The 25,983-nt window shown below is 69.7% G+C and carries 21 protein-coding genes and 3 pseudogenes; 11 read left to right on the top strand and 13 right to left on the bottom strand.

Going from position 1 to position 25,983, the window contains the following annotated elements; translation table 11 throughout:
- The 3 genes and pseudogenes from CW362_RS35385 to CW362_RS45760 form a co-directional block, all read left to right on the top strand.
- On the top strand, window positions 1-1,131 hold a 1,131-nt coding region (locus CW362_RS35385; RefSeq protein WP_162684333.1), incomplete at its 5' end, for a CHAT domain-containing protein.
- 74 nt (window positions 1,132-1,205) lie between these two features.
- Entirely contained in the window at window positions 1,206-1,901 is a 696-nt protein-coding gene (locus tag CW362_RS35380; protein ID WP_103553701.1) for a hypothetical protein, read from the top strand.
- Window positions 1,902-2,132: 231 nt separating this feature from the next.
- A pseudogene (locus tag CW362_RS45760) lies at window positions 2,133-2,284 on the top strand (transposase); the annotation flags it as partial.
- 382 nt (window positions 2,285-2,666) lie between these two features.
- Here the strand turns inward: CW362_RS45760 and CW362_RS35370 are convergent.
- Window positions 2,667-4,466 carry a S8 family peptidase gene (locus tag CW362_RS35370; RefSeq protein ID WP_206301155.1) on the bottom strand — a complete coding sequence of 600 codons (1,800 nt, stop codon included), beginning with the start codon at window positions 4,464-4,466 and terminating at the stop codon, window positions 2,667-2,669.
- Between the two features lie 225 nt (window positions 4,467-4,691).
- Between CW362_RS35370 and CW362_RS44205 the strand changes: the two genes are divergently transcribed.
- Window positions 4,692-5,540, top strand: coding sequence for a hypothetical protein (locus CW362_RS44205; protein WP_162684332.1), 849 nt, complete (start codon window positions 4,692-4,694; stop codon window positions 5,538-5,540).
- A gap of 98 nt (window positions 5,541-5,638) precedes the next feature.
- On the top strand, window positions 5,639-5,977 hold the full coding sequence (locus CW362_RS35360) for a helix-turn-helix domain-containing protein (protein WP_240658205.1): 339 nt from the start codon (window positions 5,639-5,641) through the stop codon (window positions 5,975-5,977).
- 201 nt (window positions 5,978-6,178) lie between these two features.
- Here CW362_RS35360 and CW362_RS35355 read toward each other — a convergent pair whose 3' ends face one another.
- From CW362_RS35355 to CW362_RS35335, 5 genes are all read right to left on the bottom strand, one after another.
- Window positions 6,179-6,427, bottom strand: coding sequence for a hypothetical protein (locus CW362_RS35355; RefSeq protein ID WP_103553699.1), 249 nt, complete (start codon window positions 6,425-6,427; stop codon window positions 6,179-6,181).
- Window positions 6,424-7,743, bottom strand: coding sequence for a S8 family peptidase (locus CW362_RS35350; protein ID WP_240658204.1), 1,320 nt, complete (start codon window positions 7,741-7,743; stop codon window positions 6,424-6,426). Before CW362_RS35350 ends, CW362_RS35355 begins: the two co-directional genes overlap by 4 nt.
- 717 nt (window positions 7,744-8,460) lie before the next feature.
- Window positions 8,461-9,069: a CAP domain-containing protein gene (locus tag CW362_RS35345; protein WP_240658203.1), complete on the bottom strand. Its 609-nt coding sequence runs from the start codon at window positions 9,067-9,069 to the stop codon at window positions 8,461-8,463.
- A gap of 540 nt (window positions 9,070-9,609) precedes the next feature.
- The gene (locus tag CW362_RS43560) at window positions 9,610-9,762 is read right to left on the bottom strand and encodes a hypothetical protein (RefSeq protein ID WP_162684331.1); all 153 of its coding nucleotides are present in this window, start codon (window positions 9,760-9,762) and stop codon (window positions 9,610-9,612) included.
- Window positions 9,763-10,019: 257 nt separating this feature from the next.
- The gene (locus CW362_RS35335) at window positions 10,020-10,475 is read right to left on the bottom strand and encodes a carboxypeptidase regulatory-like domain-containing protein (protein ID WP_103553704.1); all 456 of its coding nucleotides are present in this window, start codon (window positions 10,473-10,475) and stop codon (window positions 10,020-10,022) included.
- A gap of 1,417 nt (window positions 10,476-11,892) precedes the next feature.
- Here CW362_RS35335 and CW362_RS35325 point away from each other — a divergent pair.
- The 4 genes from CW362_RS35325 to CW362_RS35315 all read left to right on the top strand — a co-directional run bounded on the left by CW362_RS35325 (window position 11,893) and on the right by CW362_RS35315 (window position 15,017).
- Entirely contained in the window at window positions 11,893-12,504 is a 612-nt protein-coding gene (locus tag CW362_RS35325) for a peptidoglycan-binding protein (RefSeq protein WP_103553697.1), read from the top strand.
- A 299-nt stretch (window positions 12,505-12,803) separates the two neighbouring features.
- On the top strand, window positions 12,804-12,965 hold the full coding sequence (locus tag CW362_RS43555) for a hypothetical protein (protein WP_162684330.1): 162 nt from the start codon (window positions 12,804-12,806) through the stop codon (window positions 12,963-12,965).
- On the top strand, window positions 12,962-13,750 hold the full coding sequence (locus CW362_RS35320; protein ID WP_103553696.1) for a peptidoglycan-binding protein: 789 nt from the start codon (window positions 12,962-12,964) through the stop codon (window positions 13,748-13,750). The genes CW362_RS43555 and CW362_RS35320 overlap by 4 nt, the downstream gene beginning before the upstream one ends.
- 343 nt (window positions 13,751-14,093) lie before the next feature.
- Window positions 14,094-15,017, top strand: coding sequence for a DNA/RNA non-specific endonuclease (locus tag CW362_RS35315; protein ID WP_240658202.1), 924 nt, complete (start codon window positions 14,094-14,096; stop codon window positions 15,015-15,017).
- A 734-nt stretch (window positions 15,018-15,751) separates the two neighbouring features.
- Here the strand turns inward: CW362_RS35315 and CW362_RS44200 are convergent.
- The 5 genes and pseudogenes from CW362_RS44200 to CW362_RS35280 form a co-directional block, all read right to left on the bottom strand.
- Window positions 15,752-16,411 (bottom strand): S8 family serine peptidase, encoded by a 660-nt coding sequence (locus CW362_RS44200; protein ID WP_206301154.1) that lies wholly within the window; start codon window positions 16,409-16,411, stop codon window positions 15,752-15,754.
- 88 nt (window positions 16,412-16,499) lie between these two features.
- A pseudogene (locus CW362_RS45380) lies at window positions 16,500-16,742 on the bottom strand (S8 family serine peptidase); the annotation flags it as partial.
- A gap of 247 nt (window positions 16,743-16,989) precedes the next feature.
- Window positions 16,990-19,773 carry an FxSxx-COOH system tetratricopeptide repeat protein gene (gene fxsT / locus CW362_RS43020; protein WP_376453463.1) on the bottom strand — a complete coding sequence of 928 codons (2,784 nt, stop codon included), beginning with the start codon at window positions 19,771-19,773 and terminating at the stop codon, window positions 16,990-16,992.
- Between the two features lie 46 nt (window positions 19,774-19,819).
- The gene (locus tag CW362_RS35285) at window positions 19,820-20,617 is read right to left on the bottom strand and encodes a PIG-L deacetylase family protein (protein WP_103553694.1); all 798 of its coding nucleotides are present in this window, start codon (window positions 20,615-20,617) and stop codon (window positions 19,820-19,822) included.
- A gap of 165 nt (window positions 20,618-20,782) precedes the next feature.
- Entirely contained in the window at window positions 20,783-21,529 is a 747-nt protein-coding gene (locus tag CW362_RS35280) for a hypothetical protein (RefSeq protein WP_103553693.1), read from the bottom strand.
- Window positions 21,530-21,996: 467 nt separating this feature from the next.
- Here CW362_RS35280 and CW362_RS35270 point away from each other — a divergent pair, with 467 nt between their 5' ends.
- Window positions 21,997-23,730, top strand: coding sequence for an Ig-like domain repeat protein (locus CW362_RS35270; RefSeq protein ID WP_206301153.1), 1,734 nt, complete (start codon window positions 21,997-21,999; stop codon window positions 23,728-23,730).
- Here the strand turns inward: CW362_RS35270 and CW362_RS44195 are convergent.
- Window positions 23,720-23,875 (bottom strand): class I SAM-dependent methyltransferase, encoded by a 156-nt coding sequence (locus CW362_RS44195; RefSeq protein ID WP_206301152.1) that lies wholly within the window; start codon window positions 23,873-23,875, stop codon window positions 23,720-23,722. The genes CW362_RS35270 and CW362_RS44195 overlap by 11 nt on opposite strands.
- Before the next feature lie 497 nt (window positions 23,876-24,372).
- A complete protein-coding gene (locus CW362_RS44190; protein WP_206301151.1) occupies window positions 24,373-25,485 on the bottom strand; it encodes a ligand-gated ion channel in 1,113 nt (370 codons plus the stop codon).
- A gap of 116 nt (window positions 25,486-25,601) precedes the next feature.
- Here CW362_RS44190 and CW362_RS35255 point away from each other — a divergent pair.
- Window positions 25,602-25,798, top strand: a pseudogene (locus CW362_RS35255) (ATP-binding protein); the annotation flags it as partial.
- Between the last annotated feature and the right edge of the window lie 185 nt (window positions 25,799-25,983).

Here is a 25,983-nt window from a genome sequence, read left to right as displayed (position 1 = left end):
GCCCGGGCACTGCTCGACGGAGTCGAGGCGCTCGGCGGGTCCGCCGCCGGGCAGGCCGACCGGATCGCCCCACTGCCCGGCCCCGTGACCGTGGCGCAGCTGCGGGCGGCGCTCGCCAGGGAGGAGCAACGCACGGACGGGCGGAGGGTGTTGATCGCGCAGTACCGCTGCGTCCCCGCCGGCACGCTGGTGTACGGACTGCGCTCGGACTGGGACGAACCCCGTCTCGCCGCGGTGCCGCTGCGGTACTCCGAGATCACCGAGCAGGCCCGGATGTGGTTTCAGGTGCCGGGCGGGGTCCGGATGATGATGGAGGACTACGACGGCGATGTCGGCGACTGGCACCGCCTGGCGCCACTGGTGTCTCCGCTGGCCGAGTGGGCGGATCCCGGGGACCTCGTCCATCTGCTTCCTCACGGCGTCCTCCACGGACTGCCGCTGCACACCCTGCCCGTGGACGGGATCCCGCTGCTGCTGCGCAACCCCGTGTGCTACGCACCCTCGGCGGCCGTTCTGCACGGACTGTGGCACAGGACCCGGCGGGCGGCCGACGCCAGACAGGGACGGGCGGTCGTGTTCGGCGACCCGCGCGGCAACCTGCCCCACGCGGCGCACGAGGCCCGGGCCGTTGCCGAACTCCTCGGCCTGCGCGTCGAATTGGAGGAGGAGGTCACGCTGGCCCGGGTGCGTGCTGCTTTGCGCGGGGACGGCCTGGTGCACCTCGCCGCCCACGGTGTCCTGTCCGTCGGCAACGGCTTCGAGCGTGGCATGGAACTCGCGGACGGCCGACTGCACGCATCCGCCCTGCTCGGCGAACAGACCTCCGCCTGCGGAACGGTGGTGCTCAGTGGTTGCGAGACCGGCGTCAACGAGCAGCGCCCCGGGGACGAACCGGTGGGCCTCACCCGGGCCCTGCTCCTCGGCGGCAGTTCGTGTGTCGTGGTCAGCCAGTGGCAGGTCGCCGACGACGCCGCGGCCGAACTGCTCATGGCCTTCCACCGGGAGTTGCGAGCCGGGGCGGGCGCACCCTTGGCCCTGCACCGGGCCGCCCTCGATTCGGCCGGTGGGACGAACCCGCAACAGCACTTCTACCACTGGGGACCGTTTACAGCCGTGGGGGATTGGACGTGATCCCGCGCCGGGTAGCACCAGGATGCGGTCGCGGTGTCGTGACGAATGATCAACTCGACTGAGTGAGAGGCGAAATGGTGGACGCATCCGGCGGAGCGACGGAGTCGGAGTGGTGGGAAGGCGCGACGCCCGTCGAGTTCGACCTGGAGGTGGACGAGGCGGCCCTGAGCGAGCGTGCCGCTGGACCCGCCGTACTCGACGAGGAGGTGCGCCTGCTGGCCAAGGCCAACCGGTTCACCCTGAGCCTCGGACCCGTCGAGCCGGGCGCCGCCGCTCCCGAGGGCGAGACGGTGCTCGACATTCCGTTGCTGTGCGTCGGGCACCCGCACCCCGAGTGCGAGCTTGAGTGGCTGAGCGTGAGCCTGTCCGTCCGGCCTGGCCGGGTGCTCGACCTCATCCCGGGTTCCGAGGTCTCGGACCAGCCCGTCAAGGTGGTCAGGAGGAGCACCGCCGGACTCTCCTTCGACACGAGCGTGACCCTGCTGGCTCCCGAAGCCGCTCTGGAGCGCAGCAGCGAGCAGGACGTCTACTTTCCGACCCTGCTGGCGAGCGGGAAGGACATGCAGTTGGCCAAGTGGACGTTCCAGCGCGTCGGCGTGGCCCCGCTGCGGGTCGACCGTCTGCTGCGCGTCCTGGCTCGGTTCTCGGACGCGGCTGTGCCCGGGAGCCTGCAGGTGACCTTGCGGGCGAAGGTGACGGTGCGCGGTTGGCAGGGCGTGATCCCGCTGCTCGGCAGGCGGAAGATCGAGCGCGCCCTCCACTCCGGCTGAACGGTTCGGCCGGGCCGCGTTGTTCGCCGCGCTCCTTCTGCCGGGCCTTCTCGACCGTGGCGGACGAACTGCGGCGCGAGGGCGAGAACGATCCCGACACTGTCGAGGACCACGTCCACGACGCCGACCCCTATGGACGGCGTGACGAACCGACCCGCGTCTTCGGCGCCGCCGCGCAGGTGCTCGGGCCCGGCGGGCGCCTCGCGACCCCGGGCAGTCCGCCCTCTGCCGGTGTCTGCCGCCGACCGGGCCACCGCCGACGATCAGTGGAAGTTCATCGAGCCGTACCTGCCGATCGGTGAGTGCGGTCCCTGTCCCGAGTGGCCGCGAGAGCAGTTCGAGGAGGGATCTGGCGTTTTCGGTCGAGTGGCCAGTGGTGCGAGACGTCGGTCAGGCCCTCGGCCGCGCCCTCTGCGCCGTCGCGCGGGTGTCGACAGGTCGAGCCGGCCGGCACTCCTCGGGGCCGCGGCGCGAGCAGCCGCGGCCCCGCTGCCCGTACGGTCAGCGCGGACACGTCCCCGCAGCTCCTCAGGGAGGCGCACGGTGAGACGGACACCGGCCCCAGGCCGTTCGCGGCCTTCCTGGACGCCTCCGGCATATGGGCCCCGGCCGCGGCGTTCACCGCCGCCGAGGCCCATATGCCCTCTGTCACCGTGCAGTTCGCAGCCCTGACCGAACAGACCGCAGCCCGCCTGTCCGTGGCCGCGGGCGGGGAGCCGCCACCGGCGCAGTGCGTGTTGTGCGCGGGTGTTGCCGGGCTCTGCGCTAGAAGGTCAGGTTCCAGGCGTCGATCTTGCCTGTGTCGGAGGCGGCGTTGTCGTTGACGCGCAGCTTCCAGGTGCCGTTCGCGACCTCCGAGGAGGCGTTCACGGTGTAGGTCTGGGCGATGTTGTCGGCGCTGCCGCCGGAGTGGTTGTGCAGCGTGTAGACGGTGCCGTCCGGCGCCACCAGGTCGACCTTCAGGTCACCGATGTAGGTGTGCTTGATGTCCACACCCACCTTGAGGGTGGCCGGGGCGTTGCCGGTCACGCCGGTTACGGCGATGGGGCTCTCCACGGTCGCGTTGTCGTTGATGGCGAAGTCCGCGAGGTTCTCGAAGTACTTGCCGGGTGGCGGGGTGGTCCCGACGGCCTTGAGGGCGTCGACCTGTCCTTCGCCGAAGAACGAGTTGTTCGCCGTCGTGCCCGTGCAGCGGCTGTCCGAGGGGCAGGCGATGTCGTTGGCCTGGGCGGCCAGCTTGGCGCGGATCTGCGCCGGGGTGATGCCCGGGTCGGCGCTGGCGATGAGTGCCGCCACGCCGACGACGTGCGGGGTGGCCATCGAGGTGCCGCTCTTGCTGCCGTAGCCGCCGCCGGGAACGGTGGAGTACACGTTGCTGCCCGGCGCCGCGACGTCGATGACGTCCTGCCCGTAGTTGGAGAACGAGGCCTTGGTGACGCCCGTGCCGTTGGCCGCGACCGTGACCACGCCCGGCAGCTCGGTCGGGATGTCGAGGCAGGCGTTGGTGATGGTGCGGGTGACCGGAGTCGAGTCGTTCGGGCTCGCGGAGTCGGTCGTCTTGTGGGCGAGGTCGTAGTTCTCGTTGCCCGCGGCCGCGATCTGGAGGGAGCCCTTGCCCTCGGCGTACTCCTGGGCGCGCTTGACGCCCTCGATGATGGCGGCCTGGTCGATGTTGTCCGGGCAGTTGAACTGCCACGGGTCCGTGTAATAGCTGTTGTTGGTGACCTTGAAGCCGTGGTCACCGGCCCAGACGAAGCCGCAGATGGTGTTCTCGGCGAAGAAGAAGGAGTTGCCCGGCTCCGCGACCCGGACCGCGGCGATCTTCACCCCGGGGGCCACGCCGACGACGCCCTTGCCGTTCTTGGCCGCGGCGATGGTGCCCGCCACGTGGGTGCCGTGCGTGTCGACGTCCCGCCAGGCGCCGGCACGGGTGTCGGGCTTGCCGTAGGCGCAGGAGACCGAGTCGGCCGCGTCGAAGTTGGGCGCGAGGTCCTGGTGCTGGTCGTCCACACCGGTGTCCAGGATGCCGACCGTGACGGAGGCGGAGCCCGGGTTCACGGCCCAGGCCTGGTCGGCCTTGATCTGGCTCATGTCGGCCCGGACCGGTTCTCCGGCGGGGGTCGAGGCCTGGGCCGGATTGGCCGGGAGCGCCGGGTTGTAGGCGTCGGCCGGAACGTCGGAGGTGCGCGTGGCGCCGACCTGCTGCACGCCGGCGACACCGCGCATGGTGGCGGCGAATCCGCTGGACGCCGAGTGGGCGACGATCACGCCGATGGCGTCGAAGTTCGAGAAGACGGTGCCGCCGTTGGCCGCGATCGCGGAGCGCACCGCCGAACTGTCACCGGGGGCGGTGATCACGAGGTAGGCACGCGTGCCCGCCACCCAGGCCGTACTGCGGGAAGCCGGCGCGGCGGCCGGAGCGTGGGCCTTGGCGGCCGGCCCGGTGGAGGGGACGACGGGGAGCGTGCCCGCGAGGGCGCCCGGGGCGCCGAACGCGAGGGCGGCGCCGAGCGTGGCCGCCAGTACCAGAGTGCGTCTGGGGCGGCTCGATATGGGGGGTATCAATGCGTCCTCCAAGGACGGCCCGGCCGTGCTGAGAACACCGGCCGGGCCGTACGAAACGAGTGGTGGATGCAAGATGTCAGGTGTGTGTTCCTGTACGGAAGTACCTTTCCGTACAGGGGCGTTATAGGGGAATGGCCGAAAAGAGACATACTCCGGGCATCGGGGGTCGGGATCCACCGGGAGTTCGGCGACGTCGACCGCGCCCTGGCGTACGCCGCCGACCTGGTGCCGGCCGTACTGCCCGCGCCAGAGCGCCGGACCCGCGCGGCGACCGGCACCGCCCGCGCACTCGGGCACCGGCACGCACTCGACCCGTCCCAGCTCGCCGCGCAGGCCGCCGGCACGCTCGTAGAACAGGGCTGCCTCGCTGAGGACTGGCAGGCGTGGCCGGGTCCATCACGCCGCCTGGCCGACCGGTGCGTCGCCCGCCGTCGACGCCGCTGGGCGTACGCCGCGGCAGCCCACCATGACGCCCGGGAGCACGCGGCCCGCGCCCTGGCCCTCGGGCGCCGTACGGACCCGGCGGAACGACACAGGCTGCACCGAGCCATGACCCGGACCGCCTCGGAACAGCCCGCGCGCCCTGGCTGGAACGGCGACCGCATCCACACCGCGGCCGTACGCCTGGAGCGGGACCACCATCTCGATCTCGGCGCAGTGTGGCCGGCCTTGTGGTTCGTCCTGCCCGATCCTGTACGCGCCGAAATCACGGAGGCCCGGCAGACCCTGTCACGCGCGACCACGTTCGCCGCCTGGAGCGCGTTCTACCCGCCTCTCACGTACTGGTGGTGGCCGGTCGCGCCGATCGCCGCCTCCCTGGCGGCCATCGGGCGCATACGCATCCGCTCGGCAGCCGACGGCTACGCCCTGCGGGTCGAGGCCGCCGCTCGCCTCCATGCCGGGGACCTCGCCCGCAGTCCGGGCACCGAACACTCCGGACCTCTCACTACGGAGACCGGCGACGCCGTCACCCGCCTGCTGGGCGGCGGGTACATCGCCGCCACGCCGCTGAGCGGAAGCACCTGGGTACGGCCGACCGGCAGGCGCTCACGCAGTGAGCCCGGCCGCTGGTGACCCGAGTCGGAGGTTCGTCGTCGGTCTGCCGCGAATCGTCGTGGACCGAAGAACCCGCCGTTGTCGGTGACGGATGCCCAGCGTGCTGCGCTTGAAGGATGGATGCGTCGACGGCTCGGACTCTGGCCCCGCGGTCCCGGATCGTGCTGGAGCGCGCCGAGGGGCACTCGATCATGGAGGCGTCCCCGCAGCCGAAGAGCGCTCCGGACACGGTCCGCACCTGGCGAAGACGCTTCCTCCTCGACCGCGGTCCGGACGACTTGTCCGACGGGCCCAGGCCAGGTGTCCCCAGGAAGGCCACCGATGCGGATGCCGAGCGGGTCATCGTCAAAACACTCGAGGAGGAACCGCCGAACGCCACGCGCCGGTCGGCACGGTCGATGGCACTCGGAGAGGCGGCCATGCCGCCCGATGTCGTGGTCACCCGTCCGACCTGACGGAGGAGCAGTGGGTGTGGATCGAGCCGTTGCCGCCCGCGCCGAGGGCGGGACAAAAGGGTGGGGGCGGTGTGAGAAGCATCCGCGTCGGCGGATCGCTGACGCGATCTTGTACCTGGCGCGGAGCGGGGGAGGTGCCGCTGGACAAAGGTCATCCGGGAGAGGGCCGCCCCGGACCCGGGCCCGGGGCGGCCCTCGGGATCACTGGATCGGGGAGTCGGGCGGGGGGAGTCGGGTGGTGCGCTCCCGGTCGACGGACTCGACGCCGTCGACCGCCTCCAGGGACGGTATCCGCTCTTCCACGACGGTGCCGACGAGCGTGCCGAGGACCGGCTGCTCGCCCGTCACCGTCAGCCCGGCCCGCCGCAGGGCCTCGACCACCTCCGCGAACCGGTCGGGGTCGACCGCGAGGACGACCCCGACCGGCGCGGACCGGGACGGCTCGCTCACGGTGCCTGGAGCAGACCCGCGCCGACGTCCCTGAGGGGCTGCGCCAGCGGGAACGCACCGGACTTCAGAGCAGCCATGAGATCGGCCGCGGAGGCGTTGGGGTTCGCCTGCGCGAGCAGCGCGAGGACTCCCGCGACGTGCGGCGTGGCCATGCTGGTGCCGCTCTTGTTCGCGTACCCGCCATTGGGGGCGGCGGAGCGCACGTCCATGCCGGGCGCGGCGATGTTGATCTCGCCGCCCTGGCCGTTGATGCCGGCGTTGGAGAAGAACGCCGGTGTGAAGGCCTTGTCCAGCGCCGCCACCGCGAGGATGGAGGGACAGTTGGCGGGCCGGCCTACGGGCTCGATGTCCTGGGGCCGGTCGCTTTCGTTGCCCGCGGCGGCGACGATCACCGTCCCGCGCTCGAGCGCGCGCTTGGCCAGGATCTCGTACACCTGCGGGAAGAGCTCACCCTTCCGTACCCGAGCGCCGAGCGACATGGAGATCACCCGCGCACCGCGGGCGACGGCCCAGTTCATGCCGGCCAGAATCTGGCCGTCGGGGCCGCTGCCCGCGTTGCTGAGGACCTTCCCGGCAAGGATCCGGGCGTCGCAGGCCACGCCGTAGCGGGGCCCCTGCTGGGGGTGGGCCGGCCCGGCAACGGTACCGATGCAGTGTGTGCCGTGACCATGGCCGTCCTCGACGGCCTCGCCGAGCACGAAGGACATCGTCTCCTCGATACACCCGACCAGGTCCGGGTGGTCGGTGTCCACACCGGTGTCGAGTACCGCGACCTTCACCCCGCGTCCGGTCAGGCTGGACAGGTTGGCCCGGATCGCCTGTAGGCCCCAAGTCCAGGTCTGCTCGTCCAAGGCCGGGCCCTGGACGGCGGCGATCGCGGCGTCGGTGTGGTGGGCGACCACGTCCTCGTCGCTGCGGTAGGCCGGGAAGAACTCGGTCGGCGCCTGCTGCGGGGCGGTGATCGGCATGGCGTACACCATGCGCTCCGGTTCCGCCGCGATGATCGAGGATTCCGCCTCCGCCGTGGTGACCAGCGCGTGGCGCTGTTCGGGCCGCACCTCGACGACGGCGACGCCGAGTTCCTCGAAGTGCACCGAGACGTCGGGGCGATCGAGGAGTTCGGCGACGTTCACGGTCTCGGTTCCCCGGACACGTTCGACGGGCGCGATGTCGGCGGACGAACGCAGTGCGTTCAGTCCGCTCTCCTGGTTGCCCGGGTCGAGCAGGACCACGTACCGACCGGTGTACTCCGTGCGTCGGCTCGTGCCGGAGCCGTTGGGCCGATCGGGCGGCTCACCGAAGGAGCGTCTGTCCATGGGTCCGTTCGCCATTGAAATTCCCGCTTTCTGTGCGCTTTGCCGGCTTCGTGGGCACGCGTCGGTTCACGGACTGTCAGGCGCCAAGGATGGTGGGGCACGGCTCAGTCGTGCATCGACGCGCGGTGCCGTCGCCGGGCAGGGCTGTCCCTCACCGGGCCGTCGGCATCGTCCCCTCGCACACCGTCGCACCGGGCACAAAGGCCCGCAACACGGATCCACCGGGGCAGAAAAGCGTCAGGTCGGCTGCCCTTCGTCACGGGCTCGAGAACGGCCACGCACTCGACATGGTGCGTCATCGGAAAGGCGCCGGTCTGAGGAAGTCGCAGGAAAGACCAGGTCAGAGCCTTCTTCACGGCTCACCACACGCTGTGCGGACGTCCGGAGCGTCACGGTGAAAGCAGTGGCTGTTCCATGGGAACGCGAATCCGTGGACGACGAGGGCCGGCGGGCTCTGGTGGCTCCCGCCCGCCGGACGGCCTGGCGTCTGGCGGCGGCCGGTGAGGCCCAGGAGCGCGTCGCTGAGGCAACGGCGGACAGCGAGCCTGATCAGGCGCGTGCGCCAGGTGTGAACAGCTTGTCCAGACGGTCACACGTCCGTGACGGCGAGCCGGACTCCCGGACGCCGGCGCGAAAGACTGCGGCAACAGGGCTTCCGGAAGAGCTTGTCGGCTTCGGCAGCCGTAGGAATCCCTCTCCTCCAGGAGGGGGAGGAAGTCACTGCTGGCAGCGTCCGAACGTCACGACGTAGGTGCCGGCGCCGGGCGACGAGGCCCCGGCCCGGTCCGCCGAGCCGGGCTGGGCCCACGGGCCCATCTCGCGCAGCGACGGCTTGAGGATGATGGCGCGGTGACCGGGGCTGTTCATCCACCAGTTGACGGCGGCCTGCGGAGTTCCCGATCCGCCCCACCCGGTGTACGCGATCTCGTTGAACTCCCACGAGCGGGGGTTGGGACAGTATCCGGCCGCCTGGATGCGACTTTGCGGTGTCGAGCCGGTCTGCGGGTTGCGGTGCGGGTCGTTGCCCGGTCCCCACCACTTCAGTTGGACGGCCGCGACAGCATGCTGCTGAGCCGCGTTCGTCAGGGCCTGGTTGGTGGTGAGGGCAGGCAGCCCGCGCTGTGTGCGCTGCGCGTTGATCAGGCAGATCACGGCATCCCTCGCCTGGGCGGCCGTCCCGGCAGTCGGGGCCCGGTTGGCGGCGGCCGAGTCGCAGGTCACGGCCGCCGCGGGCGGGGCCGCCATGACAGGAAAGAGCGTGGCCGACAGGGCGGCAACCGCGGCGGTGCTCAGCAGTTTTCCGGTGCGCGACATATGGCTTTGCACGGATACTCCACCTCCTGCGAACACGAACGGTGTTGTCTCCAGGCTGCCACCGGGCCTGACCCATCACCAACTGGGGCCGGGGGCGGGCATGCTGCTCGCGGATGCGCTTGTTCTTCTGCCCGGCTTCGGCCCGCAGCCGCTCCGACTCAGCGCGCTTGCTCTCTCGCGAACAACCGCCGGACGAGGGCTTTCCGCCGGCCGGTCCGACGACGGCGACCCGTCGCGCCGTGCCCGCGACACCCGGCTGTGCCGGGGTCCGGGGGCGGATGCCCAGGACCTCAGCCACTTCCGGAATCGGCTCCCGGCCTCCGCCACGATCCGTACCGGCCCTCACAGAACTCGGCGTTGTAGACGTTGTTTCGCCGACGTTGTCGAGCAACTCTCCGTCCAAGGAGGCCCGTTCTGGACGGGGGTTCCCGGCGCCCGCTGCGAGGAGCGGAGGCGGGCGCGCCACAGGCCCGACACCCGGGCGACCATCAGGGGGAGCGCGGGGTGGTCGCAGGCGATGCCCTGGCGGTCCTGCGGGGCGAAGACCGTCCATCAGGGCGGTTCGACGGCGGTACCCGCGGCGCTCGGCCGGCCCCGGCCCATGGCCTGCAGCATGCCGTCCACAGTGGGGACGAGGGTCGTGCCGTGCGGCAGGGCGAAGGAGATCCGGCTCGGCCCGGACAGCAAGCCGTTCCAGATCGGCACGAGGGTGCCCGAGTCCGCCGACAGGGTCTCCGGGGTCTGCTTTCCGGGCGGGAGGGGTCTCCTCAGCCGCGTGCTGGGGAGGGAGGGGGATCAGGGGCAGGGCGTCGCCGCCGGTGGCCTCGAGGGCCGGCATCCCGTCGGCGCGGGTTTCCGCCACGGTCGGGCCGGACCACGAAACCCCGGGGAGCAGATGGCCCGAGGATCGGACGAGGAGGAGGTTCGGCACGATGACCACCGGCCGGGTCGGGTACGGCCCATCAGGCGTCGGCCCGCTCCGTGAAGTGCTGGAGGAGGGCTGCCTGGATGTGCTGGAGGAGCAGGGTGTTCTGCTTGATCTGGGACAGCCGGGTCGTGGCGTGGGCTGCGTACTCCGGTCCTTCCACGGCCGAGGCCAGGAGGAAGGCGGCGAGTACATCGATGCCGCGCGCCGTGTCCGCGAACTGGCCCACGGGGACCAGAAGGCGGTCGAGCGGGACGGCGTCGTCGGTGACCGCGTCGGTGACCAGCGACGGCTGCCAGCCGTCCGCGTTGTCGAGCGAGTGGTGGGTGTCGAACCGGACGGTGACTGTCTCACCGGCGGGCACGTCGACGCTGTACGAGCCGTCGTCGTTGGTGTAGGCACGGTCGACGAGCGTGAGGTCGGGGCGGTAGACGCTGACCTTGATCATGGAGATCGGCTCGTCCCCGGTGACGGTTCGCACATGCCCGTGCATGAGAGTCTCCTCTCGGGTGCGTCCGGGATCCTCGTCAAGGACGTGCGGGCGCGGCCGAAGTCGACGAACGCAAGTCTGATTGAAATGCGGACTTCTGAGAGGCCGTTCAGCGCACCTGACTCCAGACTCGCCCCGTGCATGGACCATGTCAATTTCGGTCGGGGCGCGGGTGGCCGGACCGGTGACCAAACGGCTCCAGGCCGTGTACTCGCCCCGGTGCGGACCGTCGACGGCTCGGATCAGGGCCGTACCGGGACGGTCCGCGACCCGCGGGCGGACGAGTGCCGACCGCGGCAGTGCCACGTGCAGGCCGCGCGCTCAGCCGAGTGATCAAGCTCGGCGCCCCTGGCCTCGTACGCCACACGTCCCTGACCGGGGCCGCGGCGGCGAACGCTTGGTCCGAACGGGCCCGGGTGCCGCCACGAGGTCGGCGAACGCCTCACCGGCGACCTTCGGAGAGCGACCTGCGAGGCGCCCGCCAGCCGGTGCCCGGACGGCACCGCCGGCACGTACACGTCGTGGTCGAGGACGAGAGCCTTCGCCCCGGCCGTCCCTCCGGCATACCGAGGAAGGTGATGCCCGGCTCGTCGCGGCGGACCGCCGTCGGCCCGTCGCTGCCGCCGGTGCGCAGCAGCGCGCGTGGGTTCGGGCGCTGCGCGCGTCGGCGCCAGAGCCGATTCGGTGCGTCGACCGCGGCCGTGGCCACGACCGTGCCCACCGCGAGACGGCCGCCGCGTACTGCCCTGGTGGACATCGCGGCGTCGGCCGCCGCACGATCGTCGGTGACCGGACAATCGCGCGTCGCCGAGCAACACGGCCCAGGCGCCGGTGAGTTCGATCCGACAGCTGGAACGGGCGAACATCCGGACGTCGAACTCCCGTTCCGGACTCGCGATACGGAGGCCCAACAAAGACCGGCCCACGCCGCAATGCTCCGCCGCGCGTGCGGAAATGCGAACACCGGGCCTCCGTCGAAGCCACCGATGCCCTACCGCCTATTGAGCATGAGCTCGTCAGGTCTGCCGAGAATTGACTTGCCGATTCCGGGATTTGACACCGCGGGCCGGCATGTCGCGCGCCCACAGGTTGCCCTTCTGCAAAACCTCGGTACTCTGTTTGCCCGATCCCCGGCATGGCCATATAGTGGCAGTAAGTGATCTTTTGCTCCTCGCGAAGTCGCCTGGCATCACAGAAGCGCGACCAAGAGGATCCGTGATCCCCTACACGCATACGTGTCAACCAGGGAAAGCCCGTAGCGGGATCTCCCCCTTACCCGCAGGCACAGCTGCCACATTTCGGCAACGTCTCCTCCCGGGTCGAGAATTCCGGTCAACCCCCGGTCCTCGATCCGACACCTCGATGCGCCGTGCGGGAATGGCTTCTGATCGACAAGCCGGAGGGGCGTCGAAAAATGAGAATGAGCCTGACCGAGCTGCGCGCCCTCGCCACACAGGCGGGGTTCACCGGCAAAGACATCAAAATCGCAGCGGCCGTTGCCATGGCGGAGTCCAAAGGCGACCCAGGCATCGTCGGAGACCAGAATCTGGTCGACCACAAGTGGGGGCCGTCCATAGGTCTCTTCCAGATACGCTCCCTCAAACACCCGGGACAGTTCTCCCCACCGGACACGCTCAGGATCGAGGGAAAGCTCAAGGACCCGCTCTACAACGCCAAGACGGCAAAGGCCATCAAGCAAGCACACGACTGGAACCAATGGTCCACGTTCGTGAACGGGGCTTACAAGCAGTACATGGACGGCGGTCCCGTCGGCCCCACCACCTTCGAGCCGTTCCCCGGTGCGTCGTTCTTCCACGCCGGACGGAGGTCGCCGATCGTCGCCGCGATGCACCATCGTCTCGTCGCCGAGGGCTGCAACCACTACCAGTCGAGCGCCGGCGCCGACGTATGGGGGGCGGGTGATGTGAAGTCCTACGCGGCCTGGCAGCGGAAACTCGGCTTCGAAGGCGACGACGCCAACGGTACGCCCGGCAGAACCAGTTGGGACAAGCTGCACGTCCCCGACGTCTAAAGGCCGAGACCATGGCGCCGCGGAAGCCTGCGGGAAGGCCGGGAGGTCGGCCTTCTGGTTCGACCGCCACATCGACCAGCGGTTCCGCGCCTCCATTCGATGGCGTCAGATCCGAAACCGGACCATCATTCGCCGCAACGGATGTGATCTTGACGTGGACGGCTGCGAGACACATGACCGTGTCCACATCCACCATGCGAGCCCGATGACGGTCGACGACATCTCGACCGGTGACGCGAGACTTCCCGATCCTGAGTACCACTGACGACACGAAGCCGTGGAACTGAAAGGACGGCGTCATGCCCGAGAAGAACTTCGACGACGAGGACGTGAAAGCGGCCCTCGAGATGACAGACACCGGCGACGGACCCGGCACCGACAACCTCGACGACCTTCCGGAGAGCGACTTCGTCGCCTTCGCCCAGGACGGCGTCGAGAACGACGCGGAGGCCCCCGAATGACCGCCACCATCGCATACGACCGTCCCGTCTCCAACCTCATCGACAAACTGAGTGCGACGGGCCACGTCACCCACAAGTCCTACAGGAAGACGTCGGTCACACTGCATCACAACGCCGGCCGGCTTTCGCACCAGGGCGCGCTCGACCTCTGGAAGAAGCGTCCGACCTCGGCCCACTTCGACGTGGACGCCGCCGGTGCCGTCGCTCAGTACGTCAAAGTGAACGAGTACGCCTGGGCCGTCGGCAACGTGGCCGGCAACCAGAGTTCGATCAGCATCGAAATGGCGAACGCGACGCTCGCGCCCAACTGGACGGTCGCCGAGGCCACCTGGAAGAGCGCCGCACGTCTTGCCGGCTGGCACTTCGCCAAGGTGATCGGCGTACGCCCCAGCAAGAGCAACCTTTTCTACCACCATCACTGGTCCTCGACCATCTGCGCCGGACCGTACATGGAAAAGATCTACGACAAGGTCCTCGCGGCGGCTCAGGAGGCGTACGACCGATTCAAGGATTCACGCCCCGTCCCCAAGCCGGGTACCGAGCCGTTCCCCGGCGCGTCGTTCTTCCACGCCGGACGGAAGTCGCCGATCGTCGCCGCGATGCACCATCGTCTCGTCGCCGAGGGCTGCAACCACTACCAGTCGAGCGCCGGCGCCGACGTATGGGGGCCGGGAGATGTGAAGTCCTACGCGGCCTGGCAGCGGAAACTCGGCTTCGAAGGCGACGACGCCAACGGAATCCCCGGCAGAACCAGTTGGGACAAGCTGCAGGTCCCCAACGTCTGACCGTCCTCGCTGATGGCCTCGTCGAGCGGGAGATCGGGAGACGCCGACTCTCTTGCGGTACGGACGAGCGCGTCAGAGCTTGCAGGGGGACAACCTGTAGGCGCATGACGCGCTGACCTGCGGTAGCAAATCCCGGATAGGGGTCGGCGGTAGGCAATCTCAAGTTGAACGGGAAACTTTACGGTTGAGCCGTCAAAGCCCTGCTGGTGACCCTGGGCGGATGGACCAAGATCGCCGACGAGATCCTCGGCGAAGTTGCAGCCTACTGCCGACGAACCTCTGGCGCAGGCTCCTGGGTGGCATATAGCGGACTATTTGTATCATTCGTGCGATATTGGCATTAATGATCGAGCGGCGCGGTAGCTACAGGTGCATGACACCTTCACCGGATCTCACGCCTGATGCGGAAGTCCTGACCCTCGAGTCCCTCTCGAACCGCACGGGCTACAACGAGCAATTCCTCGGGCCGGCCGTTCCGCTGCCCCGGCCTACGGATCCAGGCATCGAGACCGTGGTCCTGCCGTACACCCACTTCAGCGTGGTGTTCCGCCCCGACCGACGGTTGGCCGCGTCAACGGCTGTCATGATCGACGGCCAGAAGCTGATCGAGGTGGACCGCACCAACGACTGGAGGTTCGACCCACGGGTTCCCGACGCTCAGCAGGCAGGCGACCCCGTCTACAAGAACAACCCGCTGGACAAGGGACACCTCGTCCGCAGGCTCGACCCGGTTTGGGGCACGGGAAGCGAGACAACGGCTGCCAACAGCGACACCTTCCACTATACGAACGCCGCCCCACAGATGGATGTCTTCAACCAGGGAAAGCAGCTCTGGCAGGGTCTGGAAGACTTCCTGCTCAACCATGCAAAAAACTTCCACCGCAAACTGTCGGTGTTCACAGGTCCGGTGCTCGAGGACACCGACCCGCCGTACCGGGGAGTGAAGGTCCCGCTGCGCTTCTGGAAGGTTGCCGCGTTCATGCAGGACGGTGAACTGGCGGCCACCGCATACGTCCTCGACCAGAGCCCCGACCTGAGCCACGAAGTCGCTGCACGAGCCATGGCCGATGCAGCGCAGGCCGGGGATCCTCCCCCTCTGGGAGCCTTCCGTACCTTCCAGGTCCCGGTGGCTGATGTCGCAGAGATCACCGGCTTGGACCTGGGGCCGCTCCCGGGCGCAGACCGTCTGCCTTCGCACATGCTCGCCGCGAGGCAGTGGACCCGGTTGGAGGGGTTCGAGGACATCGCCGTGGGAACACGCGACTGACAGCCGTGCAGATCGAGCTGGACCGGCTTTTGCAGCGGCCCTGAAGCCAGGCGTGATGGCCTCGGCAGACGGGAGAGCGCAGATCCGATGAGCGTTCTCCAGCCTCACGCTGACACGTGGTGAAGGACGGGGAAAGCCTTCACCACGTCGGTGATCCCGTGCTGTCGCGCGACGGTCAGGTCGTGAGTCGAACCGGGCAGGGCGGGTGAGGTCCGGAGCGGCTGTCAGCCTGACGCGCGGGTGGAAGGCGCCGCTGTCGCGTCCCGATCTCCTGCCGCCCGGTTGTCGGTTGTCCGGTCAGGGCCCGAAGGGCGCGGCTGGACAGATCGATCGAGGGCGGGTGGACAAGCACGCGAAGCTCCTGGCGGACGTGGGTGATCTTGGTCGAGAACCCGTCTGCCAGGAGCTTCGTGGTTGCGCAGGACTGTCCGACTCGCGGTCGACGCCACCGGCTCGGAAAGGGCCGATCGGCCTCCGCCTGCACGCTGCAGTTCCTGCTCGGTCTGTCGGACGCCCATGCGGCCGAAGCTGTTCGCTGCCGCATCGATTTCAGGTATGTGCCGGCCGTGGAACTGGAGGGACCCGGCTCGGCTGGGCCGGCTGCTGTAGGAGCTGAACCCGGAGCGGAAGCCTGTGTCTTTGGCGGACGCGGTCACTCTGGCCCGGAGGCGGACGACGCCCGCGCTGTGACCGCTGTCCCGGCCCGCCGGACCGGGACAGCGGTTGTGTACGAGTCAGAGGATGCGCCAGGCGACGGCGTACGGCTGGGCGAACTGGGTGATCCGGAAGGCCCTGACGACGACTTCGGCCTCCCCGGCAGGGACTTCTTGCCAGTGCACTTGTTCGACGTTGTTGATGCGGTCGAACCCGGGATCCGTGCCCATGTTGCCGTGGCGTTCCTGACCGCCCGCGCGGACGATCAGGTCGAGGTCGTTCTGCAGGGCTGGGCCGGGCGGGTCTGTCCAGACGAGGGTGACTTTCAGGGTGCGGGGCCCGGCCGGGGGGATCGTGATGCCGAATGCGCGCTCCTCTGCCTGGTTGAGCTCCTTGGCGTCGGTGAAGCCGGCTCGGCCGGCATCGGTCGGCAGGACGACGGCGTGTTGGAGGTTGACGATGCCGAAGCCCGAATTGTTGTTGGGGGAGGGGCCTGCCTCGGAGGGGACGTATTGGCCCTTGAGTTCGTCCGCACCGTTGATCAGCATGGCCTTGATGAGCGCGGCACTGGGCTTGGGTGTTCCGTTCTTCACCAGCGTTTCGCGCAGTACCGCCACACAGCCGGCGACCAGCGGGGTGGCCATGCTGGTGCCGCTGTCGAACATGAATGCGGGATCCGTGGAGGCGCCGAAGCGACCGTGGTCGGGCGCGATCCGCGAGCGGGTCGAAAGGATCGCCATAGGTGTGGGGGATCTGGGGGCGGTCGCCCTCGCTGGCGCCGACGGTGATGACGTTCTTGGCCCCGGTCTCCCCGCTGACGGCCCTGAGGTTGATACGACCGTCACCGTCGCGGTCCGTACCGTCGTTGCCCGCGGCGAAGCAGATCACGAAGTCCTTGTTGTTCCAGACGAAATGATCGATCTCGCGCGCGCTCTTGTTGTACGGAAGGCCTGGGACGTCCGGCCCCCACGAGTTGGTGTGGATCCGCGCCCCGTCCTCCAGGAGGGGCGGCTCGAACAGGTCACGCAGGTCCTGCGGGATGCCGGACAGCGAGCCGTCGTCGGCCAGCACGGACTGCAGGACCAGTCTCGCCTCGGGGCCGTGCCGGTGATGGCTCCACCCATCGACGCCGACGTCCCGTCGCCGAGGACGGAGCCCGCCACGTGGGTGCCGTGCCCGTCGGGGTCGTCCGCGCGTGCGGGACTCGTACGGCCCAGGGCGACCAGGCGCTTGACCCGGCCGGTGAAGGCGGGGTGCACGTTGGTGGTGGACGATGTACAGGTCGCCCGACGGACCGCTGCGGAGCCCGCTTCGCCCCCTAGCGTCGCGAGGGGCGCAACCAGGTCTGTCGCCGTTGCGCAGCACGCCAGGCAGCCGAGACTGTCTCCAGGTCGTCGCGGGTGCGCACGGTGTGCGGGTGCTCAGGACCCAGCACACGGGCGCGGTCGGCGAGGGTCTGTCGCAGCAGGCGTACCGCCTCTTCCTGCTCACCCGTCCCGGCCAGTGCGACGGCGAGGTTGTGGCGGCTGGTCAGGGTATCGGGGTGCTTGGTGCCCAGCACACGGATGCGGTCGTCAAGGGTCTGTCGGTGCAGGCGGACCGCTTGTGCGTGTTCGCCCATCCCGTCCAGGGCGAGACCGAGGCTGTCGCGGCTGGCCAGGGTGTGCGGATGCGCGGCACCCAGCACACGGGCGTGGTCGTCAAGAGCCTGCTGCAGCAGCCGTTCCGCTTCCGCATGCTCACCCTGCCTGGCCAGTGCGACGGCGAGGTTGTGGCGGCTGAGCAGGGTGAGGTGGTGTTCGGGGCCCAGCACGCGGATGCGGTCGTCAAGGGTCTGTCGGTGCAGGCGGACCGCCTGTGCGTGTTCGCCCATCCCGTCCAGGGCGAGACCGAGGCTGTCGCGGCTGGCCAGCGTGTGCGGATGCATGACGCCCAGCACACGGGAACGGTCGGCGAGGGTCTGCCGCAGCAAAGACACCGCTTCTGCATGCTGTCCCGTCCCGTCCAGGGCGCAGGCGAGGTCGTGACGGCTGATCAGAGTGTCAGGATGTGCGGGGCCCAGGACGCGGCTACGGTCCTCCAGGGTCTGTCGGAGCAGCCGTATCGCCTCAGTCGGCTCACCCATTCCGAACAAGGCGTTGGCCAGATGGTTGCGGCTGGTCAAAGCGTCGGGGTGCCGGGTGCCCAGAGTGCGGCTCTCGAAGTCGAGGACACGTTCGTGGAGCAGGCGGGCTGCACCGAAGGCACCGGCGTGCTCCAGGGCCAGCGCGAGCGTGCTGAGGGCGGCGCGGTGGTGTGCGGCGGAGCGTTGGTCCGGGAAATCGAGCAGCACCGGCAGGTGAGGGGCGAGGAGCACGGCAGCAGGCCAACCGGCGCGCCCTTGCTCGTCCACCTCGTGCACGGCCGAGGTCAGCCGCTCGGCAAGTGCTCGGTGCCACGTGGCGAGACGGGGTGCCTCGGCCGCCAGAGCGACGGCGTTGATCTCTCGGATCAGAGGGTGCAGTACTACCTGCGCCGGACCGCCGACGCCCGATGCCTGCTCGGCATCGCCGGGGGAGTGTGGAAGGTCGAGCAGGCCGTACCGGTGCAGACCTGCAAACGCAGCCTCCAACGCTACGACGGTGACGTCGTCTCCGGTGACGGCAGACAGCAGGTCCGGGGTGATGAGGGAGAGCGGGACGGGGGCTTCGGCCAGTACGGCCAGGAGTCGCAACACGGGGCGGGCCAAAGCGTTGCCTTCCCGGGCGAGCTGGTCCAGGGACACCTCCCAGGTGTGCCGCACCACGCTGCGAGCGACTTGCGGATGAGAGGCATCCGGGTGTTCGGCCCCCAGCAGGAGAGACAGCTCATGCTCCAGGGCCCGGCGGTAGGCGGTGAAGGTGCGGTAGCGGCTGGTGGGCCCGGCCAGGTAGGTGCCGACCGCGTGCAACGCCAGCGGGAGCCCGCCCAGCCGCATGGCCAGATCCCGGGCCTGCTCGGCTGTTCCGGCCTCGGGAGCAGCGTCGACCAGGATTTGTCCTGCAGGCTGTGCGGGCAACGGCTTCAAGGGCAGTAGCCGAGCACGCGGCCCCCAGGTCTGCGGACCGCTGTCCCGGCTGGTCACCACCAGCAGGCCTCGACCGTGCGGGCGGATCCAACCGCGGTAGTCAGCCAACGGCTCCCCTGCCGGACCGATCTCTTGCGGCTCGTCGGCATTGTCCAACACCAACAGCCACCGCCGCACCCGACCCAACTGCCGCCACACCACGTCGGGCAGACTCGCCCGCCCGGCCCGTGCGGACTCCAACTCCGCCTCAGGCAGCCCGCAGGCCAGCGCCACCTGCACCATCTGCTGCGCCAGCTCGGCGGAATCACGCCAGCGCACCCAAAACACCTGCCACCCCGCCCCGTTGGCCTGCGAGGCGAACTGCGCGGCTACCGTCGTCTTCCCCGTCCCGCCAGCCGCACACAACACCGCGAACCGCCCTTGCGGCCGTCGCAGCATGCCGGTCAGCTCGGCCAACTCGGCCTCACGTCCGCGCACGCGCTCCACATGCGGGGGGCGTAAGGAATCCTGCCGACCCCAGGTCGATCTGCCCACCGGTCCCAGCCGAGTCGGTGGACTTGCCGCTGCGTCCAGCCGCCGGCCCCACAACACCAGCCCGATGCCGACCGTCACCAGCACGGCGAACACCGGCCAGATCACCCACGCGTGAGCAGCCCACCCCGGCACAGTGGCACTGGCGTAATTGGTCACCGGCCCCAGCCCCGCCGCCACGACTGCACCCGTCCCCGCCACGGCCGACCCGACCCACGCACCCTGCCTACGCCCCATAGCCGCCACCCCCCGGTCCACCACCATCAGCATGCCCAAACCGGAAAGGGTGCGGATCCCTTGCATACGCGAGGCCGTCGATGTCCTGGCTGTCCTGGCCCCGACCCTGGCCGAGGCGACGAAGACCGTGCGGGCGAAGACGTACGCGATCCGGTCCGGGTGCCGTTCCGCGGCTGTCGGCCCAAGCGGTGGAAGCGACGGCACAACAGCGCCCATGCCAAGATCCGCTGCCTCGGCGAGCAGGCCATGGCCGCCCTGAAGGGCCGGCGCCTCCTGCGGAAACTCCATGCAGTACCAACCGGATCACCGACATCGTGAAGGCCGTCGTCGCCTTTCAGCATTCCTCAACCTGAGGCTGGAAAAGGCTCAGTTCCCGCAGCCCGTGTGGCCCGTTCCCGGCGCTCAGCCGGATGAAGTACTCCGTCGCGATGATCGACTGCCTCTGCCGGACGGGCAGGCGGGCGAGGATCCCTGGGAAGGACCGCCCTCGAGCAGCTTCGCTGCGGTGAGCCAAGATCGCCGCCCACTTCTGCTCAAGCCAGCCGGTCACGTCGACGGTTGCCGTGACGTACTCGTCCGGCACGCTCAGCACTGTTTTGCCCACCCGCGCGAGGAGCGGCCCGAGTTCGCCGACGCCGGCGTGCGGATGGGTGGCCGCGTACAGGGCCTTCGGCTGCCACGGCGCTCCGGCCCGGGGATGAAGATGCTCAAGGCCTGCGGCGTGGAAGGCCAGCACGGTCGCCTGGTGCGTGCGGACGTGGTCGGGGTGTCCGGTCAACTGGCCGTAGCCGTCGTGCGTCACCACGGCCTGCGGCTGTACGGCGCGGATGTGCCCAACGATCAGCTCGACCACTTCGTCGATCGGGGCGTCGCACAGGCGCGGTCGGCCGGGCGCGGAGTCAGAGATGCGAGCATCGGCGTAGCCGAGCATCCGGGGTTTTCCCGCACCCAGTGCCTTGAGCGCGTCGTGGAGCTCGGCGGCACGGTGGGTGTCCGAGGCCCAGGTGGCGGTGACGACGGAGGTGCGGGCGCCGACGGCGGCGTGCTGAGCGAGGACTCCGCCGGCGAGGAGGGATTCGTCGTCCGGGTGCGCGAAGACTCCGAGGAGGGAGGGCTTGCTCGGCTGGGTCAAGGGGTGCCTCCGGACAGGGGCGGATTGGTCGGTGGGCGGCCGGGCGGCAGAAGGTGGGCAGGGTGGTGGCCGCGTACAGCTGCAGGGAACCGAAGTATGCGCCCGCCCCCATGGTCACCCCGGTTGCCCCGGCAGTGTTCTTGCCGCGTGCGGTGTTCCTCGCGTTCAGGCCCTCCGCCGCTGCGGCCACGGGTAACCAAGCCGTCTGGCGTACTCCGGAGATCCGCCGCAGACCTCGGCTGTCTGACGTGGGTCACCCGCCACGAGTTGCTCGGCAAGTCTCTCGGCCTGACTTTCAGGGTCGTCATTGGAGACGTCAAGCACCATTTGGAACTGCAGCCATGGGTGGTCTTCCCCGATGGCCGAGCGGCCCGGATGGAAGAGGAAGAGGTTGATCTGGTCGGGCTCCCAAAGCCAGGCGGACACACCGCCGAGTTCACATTCCCATTGTGCAGGCCAGCCGGCGCGCTCTCTGAGGTCCAGCTCCAACAGCCGGGCAACGGTGCGTGCCGGCCACTCCCAGCTGTGGTCCGCAACGGCTCGCTCCACCTCCGTCTGGTACTCCCGAGCATCGAACCAGAACTCAGGCAGGTCAACGTCGTCCTCGTCGGGGTTGCGCCACTCGCTCCAGATCACGTGGTCGCCGTCGCGCCGGATGGTCACATAGAGAGCGCCGCAGCACCCTTCGGTGCACGTCGCCTCGGCCAGCCGCACCTCGTGCGGCTCAGGACCAGCCGTGAGAGGGCCGTCCGGCAGCAAGAGGCACTCGGGATCTTCGCCCGGCCCTTCTGTGAACACCTCGGCCAAGATGTCCTCACCGTCGACCAACGGTCGGACCTCCACGCCTGCGCCCCTCTGCGGAAGATCAGGAACGACAACACGGAGGGTGAGGCAACGCTTCTCGGCAGTCATCGAACGATTGTCGGGGCTGCCGCATCGAGGTGTCGCAGCATTTCTCGCGGATGGTCCCGCCACTGGTCCTTCAAGATCTCTCCGGCGGCTTCGCGTCGTCGTTCGCGTTCCAGGCCGTGCTTGCGGAGCTTGTTTACGATCCTCCGCGCCGTGATCGGACGGTGGGCGGGCATGCCCGGAAGCAAGTGGGCAGGGCGGCCGTCCTGTGGCGGCCGGAGCAGGGAGCGGACCGTCGGTCGTGCGATCTGTCGCTCGATGAGTAGTGCCGGTTCGGGAGGCTCGGGTGCTGTCCGGCACCGCTGTTCGCCGACTGCTCCATGCCGGGTGCGGTCCGCCGACGTCCGCGTATTCGTTCTCCTGTGCGGTCGCGCCGCCTTGATCACGGCATCTCCACTGGCGTTCCATGACTTCCACAGGAGCGTCACCGGTCCCAGCGGTGCGCTCAATTCGACCTGTGGGGGGCACAGTTGAATACCGCACACCGTCCCGGACGTCTCGCGGCCACGCTGCTCGCCGCCGCGCTCGCCGGGGCCGGCCTGACCGTCGCCGCCGCGCCCGCGGCCCACGCGGCGGCCTCCGAGGCCGTGGCCAAGCTGCCGATCGCCTCGTACTCGGCGCTGGCGGTGGACTCCGTGCACCAGCGGGTCTACGTCGCCGACAGCTACCTGGGCAGCCAGTACAACCCCGGTCTGATCGCCGTCTACGACTTCCAGGGCAAGCAGATCACCACGATCAGCACCACCCAGCACATCTCCGGCCTGGCGCTGAACGCCGACGGCTCCACGCTCTACGTCGGCGGACGCGAGGTGATCTGGCGCTACGACACCAGCACCTACACCCCGAACGGCACCTACGTCTCCACCGACACCTGCGGCCGTAGCCTCGCCTTCTCCGGCGGCGCGCTGTACTACACCACGCCGTACGCGTACCCCACCTCGCAGTGCGACACCGCGCTGACCTACCTGGACTCCTACGCGCCGGTCACCAACACCACGACGCGCACCAACTGGCAGGACCACGGCAACCTCCAGCTCGAGGCCGGTCCCGGCGACCGGATGCTGATGGGCCAGCCGCTCAACTCGTCCGCCGCCGACCCGTTCCTGACGGTGTACGACGCGGGCGGCGGGAACCTCGTACGCCATGCGGCCCGCCGCTTCGCCGACGCCGACGGCAAGGGCGCCCTGAACCTGAAGGACATGGCGTTCTCCGCGGACGGCAGCAAGATCGCCGTGGCCGACGCGAGCGCCGGGACCCGGCTGCTGAACACCACCGACCTGTCCGACGCGGCGGACGGCTACCAGGCGCTGCCCGCCGGGGCCTCGGCGAGCGCGGTCGCCTTCGGCGGCGACGGCAAGTACCTCGCGCGCGGCGCCTCGGCCGACGGCTCCACGCCGGACCTGCTGGTGCAGCCCGCCGATCCGGCCGACTCCACCGCCCCGCTGGAGTTCGCCTTCGAGGGCAGCCTCGACGGCGACCGGGTCGCGCCGCGCGGCCTGGAGTGGGCGGCGGACGGTTCCCGCCTGTTCGCGGTGACCACGAACGCGGCCGGCAACCAGTACTGGCTGCACATCATCCAGCCCCCGGCCGTCCAGTACGACGCCCGCTTCACCGGCGGCCTCGCCCACAGTCCCGCCCAGGCCGTCGTCGGCGAGGCGCTCGCCGTGCGCGGCAAGCTGGAGCAGGACGGACCGGCGCCCGCCGAGCCTCTGAAGGTCAGGGCGACCCGTACCGACGCGGACGGCACCCACGACCTGGGCACCTTCACGGTCAAGGGTGACGGTACGTTCTCGGTCCTCGACGAGCCCGACCTGGTGGGCGACGCCACCTACCGGATCTCCTTCCTCGGCGACCTGACCCACCGTCCCGCCGAGGACGTCACCACCACGGTGTCCGTCGGCAAGGCCCCCACCTCGATCGCTCTCACCGCGCCCGAGGAGGTACCGATCGACTCGGGCGTGAAGATCGCCGGCACGTTCACCGCGCAGGGCAAGGCCCTGCCGGAGCGTGCGGTCCTCGCTGTCGAGCGGTCCGACCGGCTCGGCACCGGCACGCTGTCGTCGGTGACCGTGGCCGCCGACGGCACCTTCACGATCAACGACATCCCGCGCACCCGGCGCAAGGTGACCTATACGGTCAGTTGGCCCGGCGACGACCTGCACGGCGCGTCGACCGCCTCGGCGACGGTGCTCGTCACGCGCTGACCGCCGGGTCGTCCGAAGCCGCCGACGTCCGCGAGAAGACGCTGCGGTGCGCGGTGCCGACCGCCACATCGCTCCAGTGGTGGACGGTGAGCCGGGCCGCCACCGCATCCGCGCAGCCGTCCGCGAGCGGGAGGCGCTCGGCCACGGCCGCACGGCGGGCGCACCGCCTGGCGGCCGCTGGGCGATCATGACCGGGCTGGGTTCGACGGCGAGGACGGTGTGCGCGCCCTCGTAGGAGCCGCTGCCGGCAACGACGTTGATCACCTCGCGGGCGTCGCCGAGCGCGGCGTGGACCCGCGCGGCGATCCGCGGATCGGACCGGCGGGCTCGGGCGCAGGTCACGCCGAGTACGTCGTGGAGGGCCGCCGACACCGGTCATCCGCACCGGGCGGCGCCACCGGCACCATGGCCGTCCGGCGCTCGGCTTCGGCGTCGAGGCCGAGCGCGTCGCCCTCCTCGTAGCCCCGTAGCCCCGTAGCCCCGTAGCCCCGCAGGCCGGATGACCGGTGTCGGCGGCCGGGCAGCGTACCCCGGGAGAACTGCCGGTGCGCGCTGATGCCACCCGCACCCGCACCTGCCCCGCCCCGCACCGGCTTCCCGCCGGCACGGACAGGGGGCGGCCGAGGGGCTGGTGGTGGGGTGTCAGGTGACGGCGAAACCGATGGAGATGGCGTTGGCGATGACGTAGGTGGCGGTCGTCGACCAGGCCACGATGCGGTTGGTGCGTCGTACGGCGGCACGTTTGTCGGGGTTGGCCCAGCTCAGGAGGATGTAGGTGGTGCAGCCGACGCCGACGAGGGTGTAGAGCAGGGTGGCGAGGTGGATCTGGTCGACGAGGGTCACGCCGAACTGGGTTCCGGTCAGGCTGGTGGAGCGCATGCTGACGACCACGCTGAACAGGGAGGCGCCGAGGATGCCGAGGCGGGCGGCGAGCACGGTGAGGAATTCCGGCGCCCAGATGAAGTAGGACAGCAGGGAGATGAGGAAGGCGACGTAGGCGGGCCAGGCCTGGCGGATGAAGCCGGCCAGGTCGACACGGTGGAGGTGGAGTTCGATGACGAACTGGCTGTAGCGGCTCGTGTGCCCGTGCTTGATGCGGGGGTCGCCGAAGGACGTCTGGTAGGTGTGGGTGACCACCCGCACGCTGAAGTCGCGGATCTCGAAGCCGTCGAGGCTGATGGCGTGGTCGTAGCCGGAGTTCGCCCGGTCGGCGACGTAGGCGAACTGGGAGGAGTTGAGCTGGGAGTCCTCGACCTGGATCTGGACGTCCTGCTTGTCGAAGGGGTACTCGCTGAGGTCGAACCGCTGGCGGAAGGTGCCGGAGACCTTCACCTGGGACCAGTACTGATCGCCGACCTTCTCCACGGACCGGTCGCTCTGGTTGACCTGAGTGGCGTTGATGAACTCCAGGCGCCGGGTGGCGTCCAGGCCGGTGCTGGGGCACACGCTCCACAGCCAGAAGTCGGCGTTGATGGTCCGCGGTGAGACGTCCAGGCCGTAGAGGTCGGTGACGTAGGCGCCGACCTGGCAGGTCGGCGCCGCCGCCGGGGTCGCGGGTGCTGCCGGTGCCGCTGCCGGGGCGGCACGGGCGGTGGCTGCCGGCGCAGCAGGCGCCGTCATCGCCGGGGCGGCGGTGAACAGCACGGTGTACAGCAGGAGCATGACCGCCCTCCGGCATGCCCGGCGTCGCGGGTCTCCCTTCGCCGAGGCGGCGGGGGAGCGGTGGCCGGGACGGGGCTGGTCGGGCGTCGCCATGCGGGGGACCGTACCTGCGCGAGCGGATCTTGCTTCGGGCTGACACACCCTGCCCGCTGCGTTTTCATCACGCAGTGGCGTGACCGGCGGCGCACCCCGGCGCGGCGGCAAGGGCGCGGGGCGGCGCCGAACTCCTCTTCCAGGTCCTGACCGGACGCGAGCAGAAGAACAGCGTGGCCGTCGCTTCCAGCGAATCCTTCTCCGGTTGGACCAATACCTTCACCGACCCCGCCTCTGCGCTGCCATCGTTGACCGCCTCACCTTCGACGGCAACATCATCGAGACCGGCGCCGACTCCTACTGCCTCGCGACCGAGCCGAAACCACAGAACTGGTCAATGCCTCCGAAAATCCTGGAAGAGCCGAATGTCTTACGGTCCCCCTTCCTGAACCTGCCCCTTCACCAGATCAGGCACCAGTAGTTCCCCTCGTTGCCGATACCGATCCGGTCCACGTGGGGGACGAGGCCGGGGTCCGGCGGGCCTGCCGAGGCCAGGGA

The organism is Streptomyces populi (assembly GCF_002911015.1).
Classification (GTDB): domain Bacteria; phylum Actinomycetota; class Actinomycetes; order Streptomycetales; family Streptomycetaceae; genus Streptomyces; species Streptomyces populi.
The sequence above is the reverse complement of the archived record's forward strand: the minus strand, read 5'-3'. Positions and strand labels throughout refer to the sequence as shown.